The organism is Paenibacillus mucilaginosus 3016 (genome assembly GCF_000250655.1).
Classification (GTDB): domain Bacteria; phylum Bacillota; class Bacilli; order Paenibacillales; family NBRC-103111; genus Paenibacillus_G; species Paenibacillus_G mucilaginosus.
Window position 1 is genome coordinate 920,112 of sequence record NC_016935.1, and the last position, 23,397, is coordinate 943,508.

The 23,397-nt window shown below is 61.3% G+C and carries 15 protein-coding genes and 1 pseudogene; 11 read left to right on the forward strand and 5 right to left on the reverse strand.

The features are described from left to right. The first annotated feature begins 8 nt into the window (after nt 1-8). The 7 genes from PM3016_RS04095 to PM3016_RS04125 all read left to right on the forward strand — a co-directional run bounded on the left by PM3016_RS04095 (nt 9) and on the right by PM3016_RS04125 (nt 8,223). Entirely contained in the window at nt 9-1,199 is a 1,191-nt protein-coding gene (locus tag PM3016_RS04095; protein WP_014368520.1) for a saccharopine dehydrogenase family protein, read from the forward strand. A 140-nt stretch (nt 1,200-1,339) separates the two neighbouring features. Then, entirely contained in the window at nt 1,340-2,134 is a 795-nt protein-coding gene (locus PM3016_RS04100) for a DeoR/GlpR family DNA-binding transcription regulator (RefSeq protein WP_013914640.1), read from the forward strand. Nucleotides 2,135-2,221: 87 nt separating this feature from the next. Then, the gene (locus PM3016_RS04105; protein WP_013914641.1) at nt 2,222-2,593 is read left to right on the forward strand and encodes a DUF2512 family protein; all 372 of its coding nucleotides are present in this window, start codon (nt 2,222-2,224) and stop codon (nt 2,591-2,593) included. 309 nt (nt 2,594-2,902) lie between these two features. Beyond that, nucleotides 2,903-3,697, forward strand: a complete 795-nt coding sequence (gene motA, locus PM3016_RS04110) for a flagellar motor stator protein MotA (protein WP_013914643.1) — start codon at nt 2,903-2,905, stop codon at nt 3,695-3,697. Next, entirely contained in the window at nt 3,690-4,532 is an 843-nt protein-coding gene (gene motB / locus PM3016_RS04115) for a flagellar motor protein MotB (RefSeq protein ID WP_013914644.1), read from the forward strand. The genes motA and motB overlap by 8 nt, the downstream gene beginning before the upstream one ends. A gap of 354 nt (nt 4,533-4,886) precedes the next feature. Then, on the forward strand, nt 4,887-6,749 hold the full coding sequence (locus PM3016_RS04120; protein ID WP_014368521.1) for a heparinase II/III family protein: 1,863 nt from the start codon (nt 4,887-4,889) through the stop codon (nt 6,747-6,749). 88 nt (nt 6,750-6,837) lie between these two features. Then, nucleotides 6,838-8,223 carry a phytase gene (locus PM3016_RS04125; RefSeq protein ID WP_014368522.1) on the forward strand — a complete coding sequence of 462 codons (1,386 nt, stop codon included), beginning with the start codon at nt 6,838-6,840 and terminating at the stop codon, nt 8,221-8,223. A 524-nt stretch (nt 8,224-8,747) separates the two neighbouring features. Here the strand turns inward: PM3016_RS04125 and PM3016_RS04130 are convergent. The 4 genes from PM3016_RS04130 to PM3016_RS38390 form a co-directional block, all read right to left on the reverse strand. Further along, the gene (locus PM3016_RS04130; protein ID WP_014368523.1) at nt 8,748-9,425 is read right to left on the reverse strand and encodes a hypothetical protein; all 678 of its coding nucleotides are present in this window, start codon (nt 9,423-9,425) and stop codon (nt 8,748-8,750) included. A 342-nt stretch (nt 9,426-9,767) separates the two neighbouring features. Further along, the gene (locus PM3016_RS04135; RefSeq protein WP_238540438.1) at nt 9,768-11,741 is read right to left on the reverse strand and encodes a hypothetical protein; all 1,974 of its coding nucleotides are present in this window, start codon (nt 11,739-11,741) and stop codon (nt 9,768-9,770) included. Nucleotides 11,742-11,801: 60 nt separating this feature from the next. Continuing rightward, a complete protein-coding gene (locus PM3016_RS04140) occupies nt 11,802-12,752 on the reverse strand; it encodes a hypothetical protein (RefSeq protein WP_014368525.1) in 951 nt (316 codons plus the stop codon). Continuing rightward, nucleotides 12,749-12,898, reverse strand: coding sequence for a hypothetical protein (locus PM3016_RS38390; protein ID WP_013914653.1), 150 nt, complete (start codon nt 12,896-12,898; stop codon nt 12,749-12,751). Before PM3016_RS38390 ends, PM3016_RS04140 begins: the two co-directional genes overlap by 4 nt. A gap of 363 nt (nt 12,899-13,261) precedes the next feature. Here PM3016_RS38390 and PM3016_RS04145 point away from each other — a divergent pair, with 363 nt between their 5' ends. Beyond that, the gene (locus PM3016_RS04145) at nt 13,262-15,031 is read left to right on the forward strand and encodes a vWA domain-containing protein (protein WP_014368526.1); all 1,770 of its coding nucleotides are present in this window, start codon (nt 13,262-13,264) and stop codon (nt 15,029-15,031) included. Between the two features lie 1,077 nt (nt 15,032-16,108). Beyond that, nucleotides 16,109-19,496, forward strand: a pseudogene (locus PM3016_RS04150) (tubulin-like doman-containing protein). A 451-nt stretch (nt 19,497-19,947) separates the two neighbouring features. On the opposite strand, the gene PM3016_RS39310 reads toward PM3016_RS04150, so the two are convergent. Beyond that, nucleotides 19,948-20,592, reverse strand: a complete 645-nt coding sequence (locus PM3016_RS39310) for a hypothetical protein (protein WP_014368527.1) — start codon at nt 20,590-20,592, stop codon at nt 19,948-19,950. Between the two features lies 1 nt (nt 20,593). Between PM3016_RS39310 and PM3016_RS39315 the strand changes: the two genes are divergently transcribed. Both PM3016_RS39315 and PM3016_RS04160 read left to right on the forward strand, forming a co-directional pair. Further along, complete coding sequence (locus PM3016_RS39315; RefSeq protein ID WP_014368528.1) at nt 20,594-22,108, forward strand: hypothetical protein; 1,515 nt, start codon at nt 20,594-20,596, stop codon at nt 22,106-22,108. After that, nucleotides 22,105-23,394, forward strand: coding sequence for a vWA domain-containing protein (locus PM3016_RS04160; protein ID WP_014368529.1), 1,290 nt, complete (start codon nt 22,105-22,107; stop codon nt 23,392-23,394). Before PM3016_RS39315 ends, PM3016_RS04160 begins: the two co-directional genes overlap by 4 nt. Nucleotides 23,395-23,397: the final 3 nt, after the last annotated feature.

Sequence of the window (23,397 nt, forward strand, 5' to 3'; positions counted from 1 at the left end):
GACAGCCCATGAATATCTTATGCCTTGGAGGCGCGGGACGGATCTGCCGCGAAGCGGTGCTGGATCTCGTAGAGCACTCCTCGTTCTCACGGATTACGGTTGCCGATTACAATGAAGAGGAAGGCCGGAAGGTGGCCGCCTCCATGAACGATCCGCGGGTCGACTTTGTTCGCGTGAATGTGCACGATCATGAGGCGACCGTGGACCTGATGCGCGGCTTCGATATCGTGATGGACGGGACGACGATCACACTGAACGGGCTGACGACGGCCTGCATCGCCGAAGCCGGCTGCCACGGCATCAACCTGAACGGCTTCGGCGAAGAAGATCCCTTCCATGAACGGTTCGTCCGCAGCGGACGAGTCTGCGTGCCGGGCTTCGGCATGACGCCGGGCGTTACACAGATGATGGCCATGCATGCGGCCGCCGGTATGGAGCGGGTCGACGAGGTTCGCGTCTCGCACGGCTCGTTCCGTCCGATCGCCTTCTCCCGCTCAATTACGGAGACGACAACGTATGAATATGATCCACAGCTGCCCGGCCGCGTCGTATATGAGGACGGCGAGTTCATCCAGGTGCCCCCGTTCGCCCGGCCGCGGGAGATCGAGCTGCCGGCCCCTTACGGGCCGACCGTGCAGTACATCATCCCGCATGCGGAGACGAGGACGCTGGCCAAGGCTCTGGCACCGAAGGGCGTCCGCATGATCGAGGTGCGCGGCACCTGGCCGCAGATGAACATGCGGCTAGTGAGGGCCCTGTACGAGTACGGCTTCCTGCGCAATGACAAGATCCGGGTGAACGGGGCGGAGGTTGGCATTCTTGACTGCATCGGGGAATATTTGTACCATGCCCCAGAAGGCCGGGAAACCGAATTGTACGGCTATGCCCTTCATGTCGAGGTCACCGGGATGGAACAGGGTAGAGCCGTATGCCGCACGCTGACGCACACGCATCCCGCCTCCGACGGCTCCGTACCGGGCTGGGAGGGCCTGCGTGCCTATACGCGCAGTGTGGGCATCCCTATGGCGGTGGCTGCGGAGCTGATCGCCCAAGGCCGTCTACTGGAGCCGGCCCGCAGCGGAATCCTGACGCCGGAGGAGGCGTTCGATCCGGGGACCGTCTTCGGCGCGCTGGAGAAGAGGGACATCCGCGTGCATGAACGCGTAGAAGCGGTGCCGGGAACCGGAATGGCCGGCTGAGGGGAAGGCGCGGCAGGGAGCCCCATAGTTTGCACGGCAGCATCTATACCCAATTTTTTACACAGTCTTCATAATGGATACGTTACAATGATAGATAATCATGTCTTACGGGGCACTACAGAAGCGGAGGGCAAGGACCGATGTCGCTCGTCGGAGAGGAACGCAAGCAAATCATAATGAATCTGCTGCTCGGTCAGGGCAAGGTGCGCACCCCGGAACTGGTGGAGAAGCTCGAGGTCTCCTCCGAGACGGTGCGGCGCTATCTCGAAGAGCTCGAGAGCGAGAACAAGCTGAGGCGCGTCTACGGGGGGGCCGTCCGGGTGGACCACGGCCGGGAAGAGCCGGCGATCTATAAGCGCGAGGTGCTCCGCCTCCACGAGAAGAAGCGGATCGGCTTCGCGGCGGCCCAGTGCGTGCAGGACAAGGAAGTCATCGTACTTGATGACGGGACGACGACGATGCAGATGGTGGAGTTTCTCCTCGTGAAAAAGGGGCTCACCGTGCTGACCTCGTCCATTCCGGCCATGACGATGCTTGTCGAGCATAAGAGCAAGGGCCTGTTCGACGGCGATGTGATCTTCATCGGCGGACGGGTCAATGCGACGCACTACCGGACGTCCGGCGCGCTGGCCCAGCTCTTCATGGAGTCGATCCATGTGGACAAGGCCTTTCTCGTGGCTGACGGGCTGCAGGCCGACCGGGGCGTCACCAGCTACGACGACGAGCGGGGCATGCTCTCCCGCACGTTCCTGAAGCAGTCGGGCCAGAGCATCGTGCTGGCCGATCATTCGAAGCTGGGCACAAGCCAGCTGTACCGGATCGCGGGGCTGGAGGAGATCGATATGATTGTCTGCGATGTGCCTCCGCCGGCGGAATGGCAGGGGAAGCTGGATCAGTTCGATGTGCACTGGATCGAGGCGCCGCCGCTGGATTGAAGGGTGGTGGACGGCATAAGAGAGGGCGCGTTAGGGCATCGTATGGGATAGAACACTAGCTTTTTCTATTCCAGGGAGGCATGCGACATGCTGCTGCGATTTGCCGTCAAGCTTCTGATGAACAGTGCGGTACTCATACCGCTGTTATACCTGCTGACCGAAGGCGCGGCTTCACCGGGCCAGCTTGTCACCGCCGCGGGCCTGCTGACCGTTATCGCTTTTGTGATCGGCGACCAGTGGATCCTGAGGGAGAGCAATAACGGGCTCGCCACAATTGCCGATATGGGTCTCGGCGGACTGTATTTTTGGGGGGTATCCCGGTACTACGACTGGAATTTGTCCATGAGCGATCTGCTCATTCTGGCCGGGATGCTCGGCGTGGTGGAGTTCATGTATCATGTCATTCTGCAGAAGTGGGACAAGCGGAAGAACGCCTTCTCCTACGACGAGATCGAATAGTGCTGCCTGGCGCCAAGCGGCCCGGGCCTGAGCGCTGTCCTAAAGCGGACAGTGCTTTTTATTTTGACCCGCCAAGCAAATATACGTCAATCCGTCGGCTTGGATCTGCCCTAGACCGATATGCGAACCGTCCCCAAAGGACGGCGAAGCCGTTTAACTTGCGTCCTGCCCCTTCCGGCATCGGGTCTGTTTTCCTGCCATTTTTAACTCGAACCGGCGGCGTGTTTCTCCTCTAATCTTTTTGTCGATATCTGCCGAAATAAAAATTATGAAATCGGATATCAAGCGAGTTGGAGGGTGCATATAGTTATGGACAAGTCGTCTTATCTTGGCGTTGCATTAGGACTTATTGCAGTATTGGTCGGTATGGTTCTGAAAGGAGCCTCCATCGGCGCACTTCTTAACCCGGCAGCCTTCATGATCATCCTGGTGGGTACCGCCGCGGCTGTTATTATCGCGTTTCCCATGAACGATCTGAAGAAATTTCCTAAGCTGCTCGGCATTCTCTTCAAGGAACAAGTGCTTCCGGACAAAAAAGAGCTGATGGACATGTTCATCGAGTGGGTATCGATTACCCGCCGTGAAGGCCTGCTTGCTCTCGAAAGCAAGGTGGATGCCATCGAAGAGCCGTTCCTGAGAAACGGCATGCGGATGATCATTGACGGAAACGATCAGGACTTCGTCCGCGACGTGCTTCTTGAAGAGATCTCGGCGGCGGAAGAGCGTCACCGGACCGGCGCACTGATCTTCACCCAAGCCGGTACCTATGCGCCGACCCTCGGGGTGCTCGGGGCCGTTATCGGTCTCGTTGCGGCACTCGGTAACCTGAGCGAAGTAGACAAGCTCGGACACCTGATCTCTGCAGCTTTTATCGCAACAATGCTCGGGATTTTCTTCGGCTACGTTATCTTCCACCCGATGTCCAACAAGCTGAAGCAGAAGGCGAAGAAGGAAGCGGAAGTGAAAATGATGATGGTGGAGGGTCTGCTCTCCATCCAGTCCGGGATCTCGGCGATTGCCGTAAAGCAGAAGCTGACGGTCTTCATCTCGCCGTCCCAGCGTGACGCCGAGGACGGTGAAAAGGGAGGAGCCGGCGGTGAGTAAGCACCATAAGAAGCATCACCATGAGGAGCATGTGGATGAGTCCTGGCTCATTCCCTATGCCGACCTGCTGACCCTGCTGCTTGCCCTGTTCATCATCTTGTTTGCCTCGAGCCAGACGGACTCCAAGAAGTATAACGCCATCATGCAGTCGCTCAATGCGGCGTTCACCAGCGGTACCGGATTCTTCGAGATGTCCAACGTCGTGCCGATGACCGACCCGAATCCGGGCGCGAAAAAGAATGACGGCGCGGACGGACAGCAGCAGAACCCGGAGACGCCTCAGACGCCTGCCGAGCAGAAGACCGAGGAAGAGAAGCAGAAGGCGCTGGAGGTGGCGTTCCAGGAAGAGAAGCGCCAGCTCGAGGAACTGAAGCAGAAGCTTGATGATTATATCCAGAACAACAACCTGTCGACCCAGCTGGAGACGAAGCTGACGAACGACATGCTCATGATTACGATCCGCGATAATGCGCTCTTCGCATCCGGCTCGGCCACAGTGAAGCCGGAGGCCCAGGCGCTGGCCGTCTCGATGTCGAACATGCTGGCCCAGTATCCCGGCTACAACATCGAAGTGGCGGGCCACACGGACAATGTGCCGATCTCCCGCCGCGATTTTGAGAGCAACTGGGATCTCAGCGGCGTGCGCGCCATGAATTTCATGAAGATTCTGCTCCGCAACACGGCCCTGTCCCCGGAGAAGTTTCGCACGATCGGCTACGGGGAGTTCCAGCCGGTGGATACGAACGATACGCCGGAAGGCCGGGCGAAGAACCGCCGCGTGGAAGTCAGCATCATCCGCAACCTGAAGCCTGCCCAGTCGGCTCAGGTTCAGTAAGCGCGGGTAATCAGGCAAGTGATCAGTGAATCGATTTGAAAACGGCACTGTCCCTCTGGAAGAGGAGGCGGTGCCGTTTTTTTATGATAATGGAAAGATAAGTTGAATCCCCTCGGCCATCAGAGACAGGAGCTGCTCGCCGAAGGGGGTCCGGTTGTACAGGCCGGTCAGCGGGTCAGCGGGTGCTTTTGAGAAGAAGGTTCTCCCGGTCCGCTTCCCAGCCGAGCGCCGCTTCCTTTATCGGTAAATAACGGCATCGGTGATACCGCTCAATCGGCTTGCGCAAAAAATAGATCTCCATTACAATGAAGACAATATTACATTTAAACGTTTAAACTAATGGAGGTTGCCATCATGATCCGTTTCAATGTACTGCGCAGCAGCGTTCCGTCCGGTGAAGCCAAACCGCCGGGGCTCGCCGGAGGGGCCTGGGGGCCGGAGCGTCTCGAACAGATCCGGCGGGACCCCATGCTGGCGGGCCTGCTGGACGAAATCCGTGCAGAGGCCGGGCGTGCTGCTTTGGAACCTTTGCCCCGGCTGCCGTTTCATCTCTTCATCCAATTTGCGGATGAGGGAAGCCGGCTGGGATTTGAGGGGCCGTATTTTGCCCGGCGGGGACGGCTGCTGGCGCTGGCTATGGCCACCCTGGTGGACGAAACGGATGCCTACCTTCCTGCCCTGAATGACCTGCTGTGGGAGCTGTGCTCCGAATATTCCTGGGCCCTGCCGGCGCATCTGCCACCGAGCTTCGATGCGGTACCGGGAGCAAGGGTAAGGCCGGAGGCGACTGTGGATCTGTTCGCCGCCGAGACAGCGCATGCGCTCGCCGAAACGCTGTATCTTCTGGAGGAGCGGCTGCATCCCTGGGTGGCCTACCGTGTCCGCGAAGAGATCGAGCGGCGTGTGTTCCGGCCCCTCTTTGAGAATTCGCAGTCCTTCCACTGGGAGACGGCCGAGCACAACTGGTCGGCGGTATGTGCAGGGGCGGCGGGCATGGCCGCAATGCTGCTGGTGGACGATGCGAACCGGCTGTCCGGGATGCTCGACCGGTGTCTTCGCGCGATGGAGTGCTTCCTCGAAGGCTATGCGTCGGACGGATGCTGCCTGGAGGGCATCGCGTACTGGAATTACGGGTTCGGGTATTTCGTGTATTTTGCCGAGATGCTGGAGGCCCTGACCGCTGGAGAGGTAAGCCTGCTGCAGGGAGAGAAAATCGAGCGGATCGCCGCTTTCCCGGAGAGCGTGGCGCTGACCGTTCCCCAGTTCATCAACTACTCGGATGCTTCGCCCGCGCATGAGCTGCAGCCGGGACTGAACTGCCGCCTCGCAGCGCGGTTCGGACATCCCCTGCCTCCGATGGCGGGCCGGCCGTCCCTGCACAGCGACCACTGCTACCGGTGGCCCCATACGGTGAGGAACCTGCAGTGGACAAGTGCAGGCGCCGCGGACCGGGCTGCTGCCGCGGGCCGTACGTATTTCAATGACGCGGCCTGGCTCATCGACCGCAGCGCTCACGAAGGCCGGATCGTCGCCTTCTCGGCGAAGGGCGGACATAACGACGAGCCGCACAACCATAACGACCTTGGGCATTTTATCGTGCATCTGGCGGGGGAGACTCTCCTGGCGGATCTCGGGGCGGGAGAGTACACCAAGGACTATTTCGGCAGCGGCCGGTACGGCTACCTCCATAATTCTTCCGAGGGTCATTCGGTCCCCCTCATTAATGGGGCTGCACAGCAGGCGGGCCTGCAGGCGAGGGCGGAGGTCCTCCGGCAGGAGGAGCAGGACGGTGCAGCGCATTTCGAGCTGGACCTGACGAAGGCCTACGGGCAGGAGGCCGGCCTGTCGTCCTTCATCCGCTCGTTCGAATGGCGGCGGGGCGCAGGGGAAGGGCTGGACGCCGGGGAGCTGCGGCTGACGGATCATTTTGCCTTCACGGGGGATGGGAACCGGGTGGAAGAACGGCTGATCTCCCTGGTCGAGCCGCGCATCGGACATGGGCTGGTGACCTGGCAGGGCGAGCACGCCTCGCTGGAGCTGTCGTTCGATGCCGAAGTGTGGCAGGCACAGAGCGAAGTGATCGATACGAAGGACCATCACGGCAATCCGCTGCGTGTCTGCAGGACCCGGCTGACGGCAGAGGGAGTAGGCAGTTCGTTCCAGGGCCTTTTGTCGATTCGGTGCCGAATGGGGCGTCTTTCCACCCAGTCTTCATAATATATTAAAATGCTTCATACATTCCCATAACAAAACTCCCGTATACTCGTCCTGTGATCCTATTATGAGACGGGAGTTAATGATCTGCATGAAATTGCTGCATGTTTTGAATGCTACTGTATTTACGGCAGCGCTGCTGCTGCCTTCCGCCGCTTACGGTGCGGCCGAAGAAGGGTATGCGCCCCTGCGCGCAGGGCTTGAGAATCTGGGAGCGGAGCTGGACTGGGACGATGAGGACCGGACCGTCGTGTTCAAGCTGAAGAACGGCATCAGCGGCACGGTCACGATCGGCGAGAAAGAGTATCGGCTGGCCGGCAAGAAGGGCGAGCTCGACAGCGAAGTGAAGCTGGTGAACGAGAGCACGCAGGTACCGGCTGCGCTCTGGAAGGCGATTGAAGAGGAGAACGGGAAGTATGCGGATGACCCGAAGGCTCCGAAGTTCTTCGAGGTCCGGGCGGATGCGGAGACCGACGCCGTGGCGGACGGCGAAGATGCGGCGGACGATCCGGCGATCTGGGTGGACGGCGCGGACCCGTCGCAGAGCAAGCTCATTGCGACGAACAAAGCCGGCGGCGTACTGGTCTATGACCTGGCGGGCAAGCAGCTGCAGTCGTACCCTACGGGCAAAATGAACAATATCGACCTCCGGTACGATTTTCCGCTGGGCGGCTCCAAGGTGGACATCGTGGCGGCGACGAACCGGACGACGAATACGATTGACGTGTGGGCGGTCTCGGGTGCGACCGGCGAGCTGAAGGACATTGTGGCGGAGCCGATCAAGTCCAAGATGGGCGAAGTCTACGGCTTCAGCCTCTACCACAGCCTGCGCAGCGGCAAATTCTATGCGCTGGTGCTCGGCAAAGACGGCGAGTTCGAGCAGTACGAGCTCGCGGACAATGGCAGCGGCAAGGTCGCCGGCAAGCTCGTGCGCGAGTTCACGCTGGAGTCCCAGTCGGAGGGCCTCGCGGCCGATGACGAGTACGGCACGATGTACATCGCCGAAGAGGATGCGGGCATCTGGAAGTACAGCGCCGAGCCGGAGGGCGGCGTGGAGCCGCTCGCCCAGGTCGACATCGCGGACGGACGCCGCCTGCAGGACGACGTGGAAGGCCTCACGCTCTATTACGGCGCGGAGGGACAGGGCTACCTGATCGCTTCGAGCCAGGGCAGCAACTCTTACGCGGTCTACAAGCGTGAGGGCGCCAACGAGTATGTATCGAGCTTCACGATCGAAGACGGCGAGTCCGTTGACGGCACGACGGAGACCGACGGCATCGACGTGATCGGCTTCGGCCTCGGTGTGAAGTACCCGCAGGGCATCTTCGTCGCCCAGGACGACGCCAACGAGAAGGATGGCGAGGAGCTCAACCAGAACTTCAAGATCGTTCCTTGGGAGGCGGTCGCGAAGGGGTTGAACGCGCCCGCGGCCGCTGCGCAGGTCGATCCGCGCCAGCTGGTGAAGCGCGGGGAGTAAGGCTCGTGCCGCGCGGGGGGAGCAGGCAGAGCGAAGGCGCGCGGCCGCTGCCTGCGTAGAGCGGCGCCTGCAGGCGCCGCGTAAGAGAGGGCGAAGACCGTAAGTGCGGCTCTTTATGCTTCATTTAGATTAGCAGGCCCCGCCCCCCTCTATCAATTCGGGATGGCAGTCTCGGAGAATCGAGTTACAAGAGGAATTAAGTAACGAATGCAGGTTATAGGAGCCCGTCCCTCCTATAACCTGCATTCTTTTTTTTGTATCAAGCCCAATTGGGTTACCTAGGAGATCAATCGGTGCCAGCTAACACGGAAAATCCGCGTTCGGGAGGCTCGCAGAAGGAAAAGAGCTCATTTAACACGGATTTTCCGTGTAAGAAGTTCGAAAGAAGCCCAGATAAGCTTCCTTTGCGTCAATTAACACGGAAAATCCGTGTTCGGGAGGCTCGCAGAAGGAGAAAGAGCTCATTTAACACGGATTTTCCGTGTAAGAAGTTCGAAAGACAGAAACGATGATCCGTGACGCTCCTATAGCCCCAAATCCTCAACCTTGATTGAATCTGCCAGAACATAGCGGGTAATTCGTTTTTGTCCTATCCCGCCTGAACGGAAAAAACCTTTATCTAGCAGACTATGAAGCAGTTTGCGGGACTTTTCTTGGTGACAGTTAAGTAAGGAGCATACATCTTTCACCTTGATGACTCCATTCTCCCTTAAAACAAATCGCAGGATATCCTTCTCCTCCGAAGTCAGCTTGGCGGCGTGCATGCCGGTGCCTCCGAACCAGCGCCCCATGTACTGGGAGAGCAGGCTCTGGCACATCCGTGGTTTCTCGGCGACATCGTCGTAGGAGAAACGGAGGATCTTCCAGCCGTCGAGAATCAGGTGATTCTGGCGCATCCACTGGTCGGCGAATTGGGTGCGGCTGATTCGCTGCAGGTGGGGACCGTACCCGTCGATCTCAATAGCGAGCCGGTGGCGCCTGCGGATCAGTGCAAAGTCAAGATAGCGCCTGCCGTCCCGGAAGTCGGAGATCTCGTACTCCGGATGCAGGTCATGAAACTGGCCGAAGGCGGGCCACCAAACCTGCTCGGCAAAGGTACGTTCCGCATGACCGTGCCCCTCCTGCAGCCGGCGCAGCCGTTCGCCTGTACGGCGCGCAGAGTGGCTCTCCAGCCAGTGCTCGTATGTGGTTTTAAAGCTCATAACGAAATGGATTCCTTTCCCCGTGGGATGCAAAAAGCCGCTTTCCCTTCAGCGCAATGGCTGAGAAGAAAGCGGCGTGTGCTTCACGACCGTGATTTATTACTGATCATAGCACAGGGAGGTGAGGCGGGAAAGAAGTTTTTGTGCCTGCCCTCAGCTGGAAAGAATCCTGTTGAACATCCTGGCAGTGATAGTTGGGGCCAGGTCCAGGCGCTTCCTCATGAGGCCCTTTCATGGGAGAGGAGAAACCGGACGAAGCGCCGGGCATAGGTCATCCCCCCAGGCATAATCCAACCCACAGCATATAAGGAACCCCTTTCGTCTCATCCCCCAAACCCAAACTTAATCTACCGGCTGTTTCGCATCAGATACCTTCACAGCATAAGCCTTGACCCTTCCGCCGTTAACTCGGACTTCCTCTTCACCGGTATACGTACCGGTAATCAGAATGCTGCCGGCTTTGTACGAGGACAGCCCCTTAAGCAGCAGGGTGCGGTTGCCGGCCCGAACCACGGCGGAACCCTCGCCGTCTGCAGGCAGAGTTACTTGAAAACGGACCAGCTGGCCTGGATGTTCTGTGAGCTGGTCCACCTGGATGGTGAGAGGCTCCTCTGCCGAGGGTTCAACAGCGCTGCTTACCGAATCAAGGCCGGTTTGGCCGTTCTCGTTCATGCCGGTCTCCTGATCCACCGCTGACTGTGCCAGCTCGGTGCGGACGAGCTCGTAACTGCCGTTTTTATACTCAAAATCCCCCTTCGCGACCTCTCCCTGGGGGACCGTATCCTCGTTCGCATTCCTTCGCGGGCTGCGGTCGCTGCCGTTCGCTCGTTCTTCCTGAACGCTGGAGTCCAGCAGCGGGCGTACGGCGGTCAGCTTGCCTTTACCGAATGCCGTCAGCTTGTCGGCCTCCACATCCAGCACGAGCTCCAGCCCGGCGTCTTCCTCCGGCAGCTCATACAGCAGGTAGTGCGTCGCGCGCTCCGCCGACTCCGCCTCCGCTGCGAGCAGCGGCCGCCCCTGCGGGCTGAACTCGCCTGCGAAGCGCAGGCTGCGCAGCTTCAGCCCCGGCGGCAGCTGGCCTTCGCTCAGCCGCACCTCGCCGCCCGCGCCGCCCGCGGGCCTGTCAGCGTCCGCCGTCCCGCCCGCGGCTCCGCCAGCAACGGCAAGCCGCGCGAGCACGAGCCGCGGCCGCTCGCCGGCGATCGCCCCGGCGGCCATCGCGCTGCCGTCCGCCGCCTTGCCGGACGCCGTCAGCGCCGGCTTCTCGCTCACGCCGGCCTTCGCCAACAGCGCCGCCGGGTCGCCTTCGAGCCGCCGCAGCTCCAGCGCGGCGATCTCCTTCGCCGTGTCGCGGTAGCTCCCGAGCGTGCGGTACAGCTCCAGCGCCTCGTCGTACTTGCGGGCGCCCGCCAGCTGCTCCGCCCGGGCGAACTGCCGCTTTACGGCAGCTTCCGCATAGGCGCCGGCCTTACCGCCTCCGCTGCCGAGCAGCGCCGCGTGCGCCTGTACAGCCTTGCCTGCCGCGAGGAAGGCCGGCAGGTCTTTTTTCTCCAGCGCGGTGAGCTCGGCCACCGCGTACTTATCCAGCTTCGACGCGAGCCAAGGCGCCTCCCAAGGCACGGCCGCGTACCAGCTGCGGATCGACTCGCCGAGCTGGAGCACCGCCTCCAGCTCCTGCGTTTTCGCCGCGGCGTCGATCCGCGCATTGTCGTAGCGCTGGAGCAGCGCATTCGCCTCCTTGCGCTTCGCCGCCTCGCTGCCGTAGACGGCCGCGGGCAGCCGCAGCAGGTCGGCCGCCGCGACCGCGGCCGCTTTGCCGCCGTCGGCGCCCGGCTCGCCCTTGGCCGCAATCGCCGCCTCGAGCTGCTGCGCCGCGCGCTTTCGTGCCGCCGCGTACGCCTCGGTGAGCTTCGCCTCGACGCCGGCGGCCTGGGCCGCTTCCGCGAAGCGCTGCTTCGCATCCTCGCCGGCCTTGGCGGCCGCCGCCTGCGCCGCGCGGTAGCGCTCATGCGCCTGCAGCAGCGCCGGCACGTCGCCCGCGGCGGAGGCGGCCTCCACCTCGGCGGCGATCTCAGCCGTCACGCGCTTGGCCTGCGTGACCGGCTGCAGCGCCAGCAGGGCGGCGTCGATCTCGCCGCGGTGCTCGCCGAAGGCCCACGGCACGGCCAATGCGCGGTTGTACAGCTCCTCCGCCGCAAGGAGGTCGCCCGCCGTCTGGGCGGTGCGGGCCTGCGTCAGGAGCGACAGATGCTCGCGGACGTAGTGGATTTTGGCGGCCGCGGCAAGGGTGGCTGCAAAAAGTAAGAAAATTGCCACATTTCTGAAACGGCCCGCCCGCCTATACGTAAAGTGGATCATGAAGCACCGCCGCCTTTTCTACAAAATGGGAGCAAATTCGGCATCCGACGGGTAGCGCCGCTTCGCGGTTTCGAGCACTTTCGCATGGAGCTCCGGGTACTGTCCTGGCCGCTCCGTAAGGAGCCGGTGCAGCCGCAGCAGCCGGTCCTTCGGCAGATGCTCGGCCTGCTCTGCGATCAGGTCGTAGTAGACCGGAAGATGCTCTTTGACTCGAAGCGCGGCACCGGCCGCGGCAGCCAGCACGTCGGGACCGACGGCCATCTCCCGGATGATCGTGCGGTACTTCATGCAGTAGTCCAGCACATCCCTGCCGATCAGCTGCGGACGCACCCTGCCAACCTCGTGAAGGTAGAGGATGAAGTCCTTGTCGAAGCGGCTCGGGAGCAGAGAGGAGAGCTCGAGATCCATGTCACTGCGAAGAATAAACCGGCTCAGGCACAGGAGGCGGAGCACCTTGATCGGGTCGTTCCGCAAAAAATAACCGATTTCGCGGAATTTTTCATAGGCCGATTTGTAGTCGTCCTGCTTCAGGTCCTGCTCCGCATCGTCAATGTCGCTGAGGAGCCCCTCACGAATTTGTTTGCCGTCCTGCAGGAGTAACCGGTGAAGTGTACGTCTATAGATATAAGGCTCGAACCGTCTGCCGAGAAGATAGCGGGCACCCATCAGCACGATGGCGCCGATCAGCGAAGCGGCCATCTCGTTGAAGGAGCCGGCCAGGGCAAACGCGGTAAGGCCCAGCGCCGCCAGAACAAGCAGATCCGTCTGCAGGCTGCGCTTCATCACCGTGCGTGCCGCCTGTTCGACAGGAATGCGCGTCCCTTCGGCCCCGCAGGACAAGCAGCTCTCATGCCACAGGCACGAGTAGCGGCCGCATTTGCGGCAGAGCTGAAGCCGCTGAAACAAATGGGCCGTAGGATTCGTCTTACGAAAGTGGACGGGAATTTTTGTCAAAGGTTTGTCGCTCACGGTCGATCCTCCTTCTGTTCGAGCCTCGAGGCAAAATCGCTGTCAATCTGCGTCAGCGCTGCGTCCTTGCGCCGCAGGAGCAGGAAGCTTATCACACGGTACAGCACGAATAGGGCCGCCAGCAGCAGCACCAGGGTGGTCATCATCGGTCGGGTCCTCCTTTGTCGGGAAAATGGGGGCTGCCGGGAGAGGTTTCACCGGATTTTCACCCCGGAAGCGTAGAATTGGAGAGCCCGGCCCGGCGAATATCGATGAACTGGAATGTGCTTTCTACCATACCAAAGCCTTGTCCCGAAGGCCAGAGAACGAAGGGAAAGCGAGCATTTCTTAAGAATTCTATAAGAATTGGCGAGTGGAATTTTGAATTCCCACCAGTTACTATAAAGTCTAGTAGATGGCAGCCACTGCTATTTTACTATCTGTGCAACTAAAATACTACTTCAGCCCCCGCCCCTATTCGTCCGGGTTCGACAGGGCGGGGAGATTCGCTAGATGGAGGAAGGAACGCCGTGAAACATACGATCAAGCTGCTTTTTACCCTCTTCATGGCCATGGCGCTTCTGGTTCCGGGGGTACCCGCCGGTGCAGCAGGTACAGCGGCCGGCAGCTCCCCGATGGATGCGGTCATGGCGGTGGATGTGTCCCTGTCGATGAACGACAGCGACGGCAAGAAGATCAGCTACGAGGCGGTCAAAATGTTCGTCGACATGGCCTCAGCCCAGGGAGACAAGGTGGGCGTGGTTGCCTATACGGATCAGGTGATGCGCGAGAAAGCGCTCCTGAACTTGAATACCGCTGCGGACAAGCAGGATGTCAAAACGTTCATCGACGGGCTGGTGCGGGGACCCCGTACCGATATCGCCATTGGGGTGAGCGAAGCGGTCAAGGTGCTGCAGAACGGCACGGAACCGGGGCACATCCCGATCATCGTGCTGCTGACCGACGGCAACAACGATCTGCCGGACGGCCGGACGCAGGCACAGTCGGACCAAATGCTGAATAACGCGCTGAAGCAGGCCAAGGACAAAGGCATTCCGGTCTACACGATCGGGCTCAACGCGGACGGGCAGCTGAACAAAACCGTGCTCGAGCGGATCGCAGCCGAGACGAACGCCAAATCGTTCGTGACCTCGTCGGCGGACGACCTGCCGCGCATCCTCAGTGAAATCTATGCGAGCCACCTGAAGCTGAAGGTGGTGCCGCTGCAGGGTATTACGGCGAATGGCCAGTATCAGGATGTGGCCATCGACATTCCGAATGCAAGCGTCCAGGAAGCGAACATTTCGATCATGTCGCCGAATCCGGTGGAGGTGAAGCTGTTCGATCCGAGCGGCCAGCCGCAGACGATTCCGTCGAATTCGCTGATCTATACGTCTTCGAATGCGTACTCCCTGCTCAAGATCCTGAACCCCGCACAGGGCTCCTGGAAGCTGCAGGTGAAGGGCGTGCCGAAGGATAAAATCAACATCAATCTCGTCTACAATTATGACCTGAAGCTGACCTTGGAGCCTTTGAAGTCCACGGCGTTTAAGCCGGGAGACGAGGTGGGTCTGAAGGCGTACCTCGAGTCCGGCGGCCAGAAGGTCAGCGACGCGAGTCTGTACAAGAACTTGAAGGCTGCGCTGGTCGTAACCGATCTCGATACGAAGCAAACGGTGGAGCAGCCGTTGACTGCTGGGGCGGAGGGCATTGCAGGAAGCTACAAGATTCCGGAAGCCCATGATTATGAGCTCAAAATCAAGGTCGAAGACGCCAACCTTGTCCGCGAAACCGCACCTGTGAAAATCACGGCGAAGTCCGGCGCTCCGGCGCCGGTTCAAACGGTGACGGAGGCTCCTGCTGAGAAGCCGGGCCTTGGGGCAGGTGTCTGGGCCGGCATCATTGCCGCCGTGCTGGCCGTGATCGCTGCCGTCCTGTTCGCTTTGGTCCAGTGGCGCAAGGCCAACCGGGGCTTCTTCGGCCAGATGGTCATTGAGATTAAGGATGAAGACACCGGCGAGCGGACCAGCCCGCAGTACCGCAAGCTCAATACTTTTAAGGGCAAGGTCACCCTTCACCAGCTGCTGCAGCTTGCGCCCGAGTTCGCCGAAACCGGCGACCTGGTGCTCCGCCCGGGTCCGTCCGATACGCTGCTGCTGCAGAACCGCACGCCTGCCGTCATCGAGAAAGGCGGCCGCGTCTTCGACGCAGCCCAGCCGAAGGAAGTGCGCGCCGGCGACCGGCTCCGCGTCACGCTGAGCCAGGTGAACAAGTCGATCATGCTGGAGTATATCAAGTAAGCGGGGAAGCGGGCGGGAACCGGGCATGCGGTGAAGCTCAGGCGATTAGACGGCCAAGGGTTCTCAGATTCCTTACCTTGAAGGATGGGGCAGCAGCTCCATGGCGTTGGTGACTCAAAAACGTCGGTTTCTGGGCGCCTCTGGGAGCGGCCGCACCCAAACGCCATTAAATATGCAGCTGGCCTGCCATTTGGGGGCTTAAAGGTTAAGGTCCCAAGGTTTGTGCCGCTAACTTCTCGCTTCCTAATAAGATTAGCCGGTTTAACCGTTGTTTTAGTTGGTTCAGTGTTCCACCGCGCCCCCATTGTAGTCAGCACGCAGGGGGCAGGGGGCAAATAAAGGAACTGCGATGCCTTATTTGGGTAAATATCAAGATGATCCAACAAATAGCGGAACGGAGATTCGCTATTCATCTTTAAAGTGGCTCACGAGGCACCAATCCGACCTAATAAGGCATCCGAGTTCCGCTATTTCTCAAAAGTACCCGCAAAACAAGCCAATAAGGAACCGTAGTTCCTCTATTTTGAGTGAAGGTGAAAAAGACGCCCCTCAAGCTCGTTTCAGAGACATGACTTAGACGAGGTAGAGGGGCTCATGAAAGGCAGCGCCCTCGGTGATTAGGGGGGACAGTCCTCAGGCTCGGGAGTGAGCCTACGTCTTTGAGTCACACCGGGTGGTTTCGGGGGCCCCAAGGAATGGGGGAGAACCACCCGCCGAAGTAAAGCGTGTCCCTGAAAGGGACAAAGCGATCTAAGCACAACGTATCGTTAACGCGTATCCATCCCGTCCCCGCCAACCTTTCCGCGAGTCCAGAGGGCCGGAGCCCTTTGGGGTCCCCCTATAGGGGGATTTAGGGGGTAAATAGCCCTTAGGCTTGGTGCATGAAATAGCCCTTAGGGTTCGTGGGTGAAATACCCTCAGGGTACGGGGGAACAGCCTCGGGGTCTTGAGATAAGCAGCCCTCCGGGGATGGGAAAGCACCCATGCCAATGAAGAACTAAAGTTCGGGGGGCAAAGGGGCCCCCCAACTACAGGGGCCCTCCCCTTAGCCCATCACCTACACAAGGAGTGATCCATTTGAAAGCCATTGTCCGCGAACACATCCAGCAGCTGGACGTCTCCCTCGGGGGAGGCATCGTATCCGAGAAAATCCGTGTCGACACCATCGACAACCCGATGCTCGTCATCGGCCTCGGGGGTACGGGCATCGACGCCCTGCTGCGGCTCAAATACCAGGTCAACCGGCGCTTCAAGCTGCCGCAGGACCCGTTCACGAAGAAGAAGGCCGAGAAGCCGGCCAATATCGAATTCCTGGCGTTCGAGACGAACGAGCACGACCGGGGCAAGCGCTACAAGGGCGTAGGCCTGGATCCGATGACGGAGTTCGTGCTGCTCTCGAACCCGGAGATCGGCAGCGTGCTGCAGAACCGCAGCATCCTCGAGCCGTACATCAAGGAATGGCTGTCGCCGGAGCTGACGATCACCGACGGGATCAACGGCGCCTCGGGCATCCGCCAGGCGGGCCGCCTGCTTCTTTTTACGAAGATCAACCAGGTCGTACAGACGATTGAGCGCAAGATCAAATCGCTGTCCGTCGGCACGAACAAGAAGCTCATGGTGTTCATCCTGACGGGCCTCTCCGGCGGGACGGGGAGCGGCTGCTTCCTCGATATTTCGTACATCGTCCGCGGGATTCTGGAGCGGGATTACGGCACGGCGGGCGTCGATAAGGTCGCGCTGCTCGGGTATCTGTTTACCCCGGACGTGAACCTGGCGAACAAGAGCCTGACCGAGCACTCGCGCGAATATATTAAGAAGAACGGCTACGCCGCCCTCAAGGAGCTTGACTACTGGATGAACGTGGACGAGCGGGGCGACCGGTTCCGGCAGCAGTACGGGAACATCCTGACGGTGAACTCGCCGATGCCGCCGTACAACCTGGCGCACCTGATCTCGGCGACCAACCTGGAAGGCAAGCTGCTCGAGAATGCGTATGACTACTGCATGAACGTGACGGCGGAGAACATCACGAACTTCATGGCGAGCGAGCAGAAGGCCTCGGGCGAAGAGTTCGCGATCCACGACTATATCAGCAACATCCGCACGAACATCAACCAGATGCCGAAGGCCTATGCGGCGAACTACCAGTACAACATTCTGGGCGCCTCCTCGGCGGTGCTGCCGATCGAAGAGATGACGACGTACCTGGCGTACCGGGTGTTCACCCGCATGGAGACGATGTTCAAGGTCGGCCCGACGCAGGAGGATGTGGAGAAGCTCGCGCACAAGCTGGCGATCGACCCGGATTCGATCCACCGCGCATTCGACAAGAATGTACCGGAGCCGCTGCCGGGCTACCAGAACTCCGAGCGTCTCTCGTACACCAACGTGATCAAGCAGCAGGTCGTGCATGTCGATACGGAGCTCGAGCAGAGCTACCTGTCGCGGCCGCGAGGAGTACATCAAGGCACGCCGGCAGCTGCCGGGCCAGCTCAAGGAAGCGTTCAGCGAGCAGGCGACACGCATGTTCCGCCATCCGGAGCAGGGGCCGTTCTATGTGTCGCGGATCATCCTGCAGGACGGGGGCTTTTGTCTCCTGAAGCTGATCTCCTCGTACATCGAGGCGCTCAAGGAGAGCCTGTACCGCATTCCGCGCGATATTGACGCCGCCAAGGAAAGCGCGCAGCAGAAGATGACCGAGGCGAAGAGCGCGTTCATCTCCAAGGACCGCAAGAAGGACGCTTATATCGAGGCCAAAATCCAGGAGTACCTGCTGTACGCCGACCGTGAGCGGATGGAGCAGATGATCGAGTTCTACGAGGACCTCTACACGCTGATCAACGACGAGAACTCCCGGATCTACCAGGTGTTCACGGAGATTCTTAGCGAGCTTAACAAGATTTTTGAGAAAAACGGCTCCATCCTCATGAACGGCGAGGAGTCCGTCGACCACCGCGGCAACAAGACCTACTACTGGAACGTGGTTTCCGTACCGGACATGTCCAGACTGATCGAAGAGATGACGAATGAGAAGAATGTGTCCGAGCTCATCCGCGACTTCACGCAGACGCTGCTCGAGAAGTCGAACCAATGGGTGAAGGAGCAGGAAGTGGACGTCGTCTCGTCGATTTCGGACTTCCTCACCGAACAGTTCGGCGAGCTCATCACGAAGTCGATGGAAGAGTATCTCGTGATCAAATTCGGCCACGAGGATTCGATCGAGAAGATCGTCGAGCAGAAGCTGGCCGCCCGCCTGTACGAAGAGGCGAAGCCGGTGTTCCACCTGACGAACTCCTCCGGCAACTTCAACTTCCCGTCGTGGGGCTTCGTGTCCGTGCCGGTGAAGTCGCCGAGTATTTTTAAGGGCATCCGGAACTTCCAGGATAACGCGATCGCGAACTCGCGCTTCACGATCAAGGAGAGCGAAGTCAAGAACCGCATCTTCTGGCTCAACACGCAGAACGGGGTGCCGCTGTTCCTCTATACGCCGCTGAAGGTGTACGAAGAAAGCTACGAACGCACGATTCTCGAGCCGGAGGGCATCGGACGCCACCTGGTGCAGACGGACAAGGTCAACTGGACGTATCTTCCGTCGCCGATCCCGGAGAAATCCTGGGGCGATACGTACATCAACCCGCGGGTGCGCAGCTACAACGGCGAAGTGCGCGGGGTGTTCGCCACGGCACAGACGTATGGCATTGTCCGGGAGAAAACGGCGGATAACGGATCGGTCGGACGCTACGAGGTCGTATTGACGAAGCCGCTGGAGCTGGAGCGACATTTGTCCTCCTACCAGCTGGGGCTTGGGGCCGCAAGACCGAACCTCGGGGAAGTCAAAAGAGCGGTACAGGAGCTTCGCGGACTGGTGGAAAACGGGCTGGAGCCGGATGCGGTAAAAGACATCTACGGCTCGGTGAGCGAAGAGATGGCCAAGGAGAACCTGATCCGCTCGCCGGAGCTCCTGAAGCGGGTGCGCGAGGAGATCGCGAAGTACCGCGGGCTGCAGGCGAAGATCGACGAGCTCGAAGCGGTGCTGAACGCCCACCAGGATGAGGAGAAGTTCATCAGCCTCTTCATCGAGAGCCTCTACACGGGAACGATCACCAAGCGCGGTGCGCTGTACGTCTACGATCACGATCCGGAGGAGGACCCGTGGGAGCCGTTCGTGAACCTGATGCAGGGAAGCAAGTTCCCGGATTACGAAATCTACAGCAAGCTCCGCGGCCTGGATCCGAAGCGCCTCAGCCTGCTGCAGCGCAAATCGTCCAGACGGAGCGGCGAAGTGACGGCCTCCGAGGACGTCACCCCGCTGGTGGACAAGCTGAAGGGCATGAGCGCGGCTTATCTGGACGCGAAGGCGATGCTGGATTATGACCGCGGCGAATACGTGAACGGGGAAGAGCTGTACCAGTTCTACAAGCAGGTGGCCGGCCGCGTGAACGACATGGTCAGAAGCCTGAAGTAGGCTGCTGCAAGCTAAGAAAGCTTGAAGCTGAGCTTGATACAGCGGTCAAAAGAAGGAGCCAAGCAGGAGTCAAGCCGGATCGCACAGGCTGGAAACCGAACTGTTGACCGGTGACCCCGCTGCAGCAGGAGGCGTACCAACCGCTGCCCGGCTGCACCCCTGTCGAAATGAGGGAAAGACCATGAAACAACTACTGCGTGATTTTGCCGCAGCTTATGCCGCCGAGGCGGAGCGCTCGGGGGAACGGGGGGAGGAGCCGCGGAGCCTGCGCCATCCCCTGCTGTTCCTGATCGTGGGCGACCGCTCGAGTGACGTGCTGGAGCATCTCTATGAAGGCAACCGGCGGAAGTGGAGCAACCACGAAGGGGTGCTCTACTTCTATGCCGGGCAGGAGGACCTCGCTCCGCGCGAGAACCTCGTGACCTGGAAGCCTCCGGTCCCGGAAGCCGGCTCAGCGGACAAAAAGAATCTTCGCGCCGGAATCTCCCGCCGGTTCTACAGCACGGAGGCCAAGCTGCTCGAGCTGAACCTCCTGGTGCGCGGGCTGCACAACCGCCTGGCGGAGCTCGGCAGGCTCTACGCCTCGCTGGACCGGCTGCACATCGCCGTCGTAACCCGGGCGGACGATCCGTACAGCGTGCTCGTGCCCGAGCTGACAACCCTGCTCAGCGTCACGCTGGGCGAGCGGTTCCGCTCGGTGCAGGCGGACGGCTATGCGCTGCTGCAGGAGCGCCAGGAGGGCGAAGACTTCGCCTACGAGGCTGCGCTGGGCGTGGCCTTCCTCCGGGAGCTGGACGCGTGCCAGCGGCGGACGTACCGGTTCGAGGCGAACCTGCAGGTGACCGGTGACGGGCTCAAGCTGCCCGTCAGCCACCAGGGCCCGCTGTTCGACACGGCCTACCTGCTCGGCGACAAGGACGAGCGCGGACTGTTCGCTCCCCCGGGCAGGGCCGGCCACATCCTGGCCGAGACCGCGGCGCAGGTCATCCTGCTGAAGAACCGGCGGACCTCCGGCGACCCGGACCCGCGGCACAACGATTACCATCACGGGCAGTTCAAGCAGAACCTGCTCCCGGCGGGGGCGGCGGACGGCCACTATGCGTCGGCCGGCTTCGCCCGCGTGTCACGGCCAAGCGGCGCCATCGCACTGGCGGTGCTCCAGGCGGTCTACAGCCGGCTGCTGCAGCGCCAGCGGGGACCAGGCGGCCGCACTCGGCCAGCGGGAGCTGCTCGAGCTGCTGGAGCTGGACCCGGCCGGGCCGGACGCCGACGCGGGCGCGCTGCTCGCTGGGCTGCCGCATCCCGTGGAGGACATGCACGGGCTGATGAGCGCGCCGGTGCCCGCCGGCGAGCTGCAGCGCATGTCGCTCCGGGATGCGGAACGCGCCCTCTACGGCGGGCACGCGCACGCTTTCTTCGAGGCGAACACCGCCTCGAAGGCCCGGGCGGCGCTGCAGGCTGCAAGGCTCGACCGCCGGCTGGAGCGCCTGCTCGCGGCGAAGGTGACGGACGACCCGCACTACGGGCCGTGGTGCACCTTCGCCTGGACGCAGCCGGACGCCAGGCCAAGCCTCGCCGCCGTGATCCGCGATTGGCGCGCCGAGGCGGAGCGCGACCTCGCCGGGGCGCTGGCGGAGCTCGAAGCCGCCTGCGAGGAGCGGGTCTCCTCGCTCGGTGCCGGGCGCTCGTCCTGGCTCGGCGGGCTGCTCGGCGGCGGACGGGGCACGGCCAAGGCGGCCGCTTCCGCGCTGCTCGGCCGGATCTACGGCCAGAAGCTCGAGGTGCTGCGCCGGGAGCTGAAGGTGGAGCTGCTGCGCAGCTATGAAGACCGGCTGGACGCGGTCCACCGGCGCATGGCGGCCTATGTGCAGCGGCTCCAGTCGCTCGGCGACCTGCTCCGTGAAGAGAGCCGGCGCACGATCACAGAGGCCGGGGAAGAGGCCGGACGCAACATCCCCGAGTACTACGGCCAGGTGGCAGGCGTGATCGAAGCCGAGCTGGAGAGCCGCCGGGGGCCGGGCTTTTATACCGACGAGCGGGGCCTGGGTTCCCTGGCGAAGGGGCTCGAGGAGGGAGACGAAGCGCTGCTTCACCGCCTCATTGCCTTCGTGCGCAGGGATTGGTTCCCCCATGCGCTCTTCCGCCAGTCGTTCGAGCAGGAACTGCTCGAGCGGGCCAACGTGGCGGTTCCCTACGACCACCGCGAGGTGCTGTCGAAGGAAGAGCTGTACCGCGACCTGTACCGGACACTCGAGAATGAAGCGGCGGTACGGGCGGACGTGTACCGCTTCACCCATACCCACCGGTATGAGGAGAAGTATTATTTTGGCGACTATGACAGTGAACTGATCCGGTATGCGCTTGAGGCGGAGAGCGGGAACCGCTCCTACAAGCTCGGCTGCGTGCACGAAAAACGGGCGAGCGGAGTGGCCAAGCTCAACCTGATGGGCGGCTTCCGCCTCAGCGACCTCATGTACTATCGGAGCGGATTGCGTTACTATGATACCTATACGGCCGGCGGCTACGTGTTTCATGGCACGGCGGTGCCGGTGCTTCAGGAAGTACCTGAGAGCGGCAGGCTGCCGGAGGAAGAGAGAGGAGGGGCCGTATGACATCACGACGCCTATGGAATCCCCTGCTGACGGTGTTCTGTCTGATCGGCGGCGGTGCGGGCTTTCTGGTTGGCGAATGGCTGCTAGCCCGTTACCAGGGGGTGCTTCACGAAACGCTGCTGATGGGGATCTACTTCGGCCAGCTGGCCTTGTGGATCGGCCTCGGCGCCCTGCTGGCCGAGACCCTGTCCCCGAAGCTCAACGGGCAGAACTGGCGGCTGCGCTACGCTTCGGACGGCTGGAAGCTGCTCGTTCCCGCAACGCTGCTGATGCTTTTTGCGGCGGGGACCTTGTTCCAGTGGGGCTACGGTTTTCAGCCGGAGAAGAGGCAGATCCTGCGGGATTATGTGCTTGTGCTCGACATCTCAGCGAGCATGAAGCGCAACGACCCGCAGGAAGAGAGCCTTCATGCGGCACAGTCGCTGATTCAGCGGATCGATGAAGGCACGCGGTTCGGCGTGCTCACCTTTAACGAGAAATTCTCCTGGGTGCAGCCGATCACGGAGCTGAAGGATGCGGCGGCGAAGCAGGATCTCAGCCGGAGGCTTGGGGAAGCGGCCAAGCCCAATGGCGAGACGGATATCGGCCGGGCGCTGACCGAGGCGGCCCGGGGCATGCAGGAGGCGGGAACGCCGCCCCAAGCGGGAACGGTCATCCTGTTCTCGGACGGGCATTCGCCGATGGATGTGGCCTCCGTCACCGCGCCGTTCGTCCAGAACGGCTTCAAGATCCACACGGTCGGTCTGGAAGGCGCCGACGAAGAGGGAGGCCGCCTGCTGCAGAGCATTGCGGCGGCAGCGGGCGGCACGTTCCAGCAGGTGAAGAGCGCCGAGCTTCTGAATGAAGCGATCGGCAGCCTCTACACGGAACGGAAGACGACCTGGCACCTGATGGGCGAGCGGCCGGAGGGCACGATGGAAGGCCTCTTCCTTCCGATCCTGCGTACAGTTCTGCTTCTGCTGCTCGGTGCGCTGCTCGGGCTGTCGCTTGGCATCGTGTTCGACAACCGGTTCCTGGCCCGGAGCTTCCTGGCCGGGGGAGCGGTCGCCGGTCTGCTGGCCGGACTGCTCCTGGAGTACGGCCTACCGTCCGCGGATTCGTGGGTGGTCCGCGGAGAAGCGGATCTCGTGCTGGCACTCGTACTCTCCCTCTCCACGCTGCTTTTCGGCGTGGCCCAGGGCAGCGTGAACGCGGGCTTCCGCGGGAGCCGTACGCGTGAGCTTCCGGAGCGCGGAGGCGATTACGGACGCAGCCGTACGCCGGGAGGCGGGAAGCAGTTCCGGTAACGT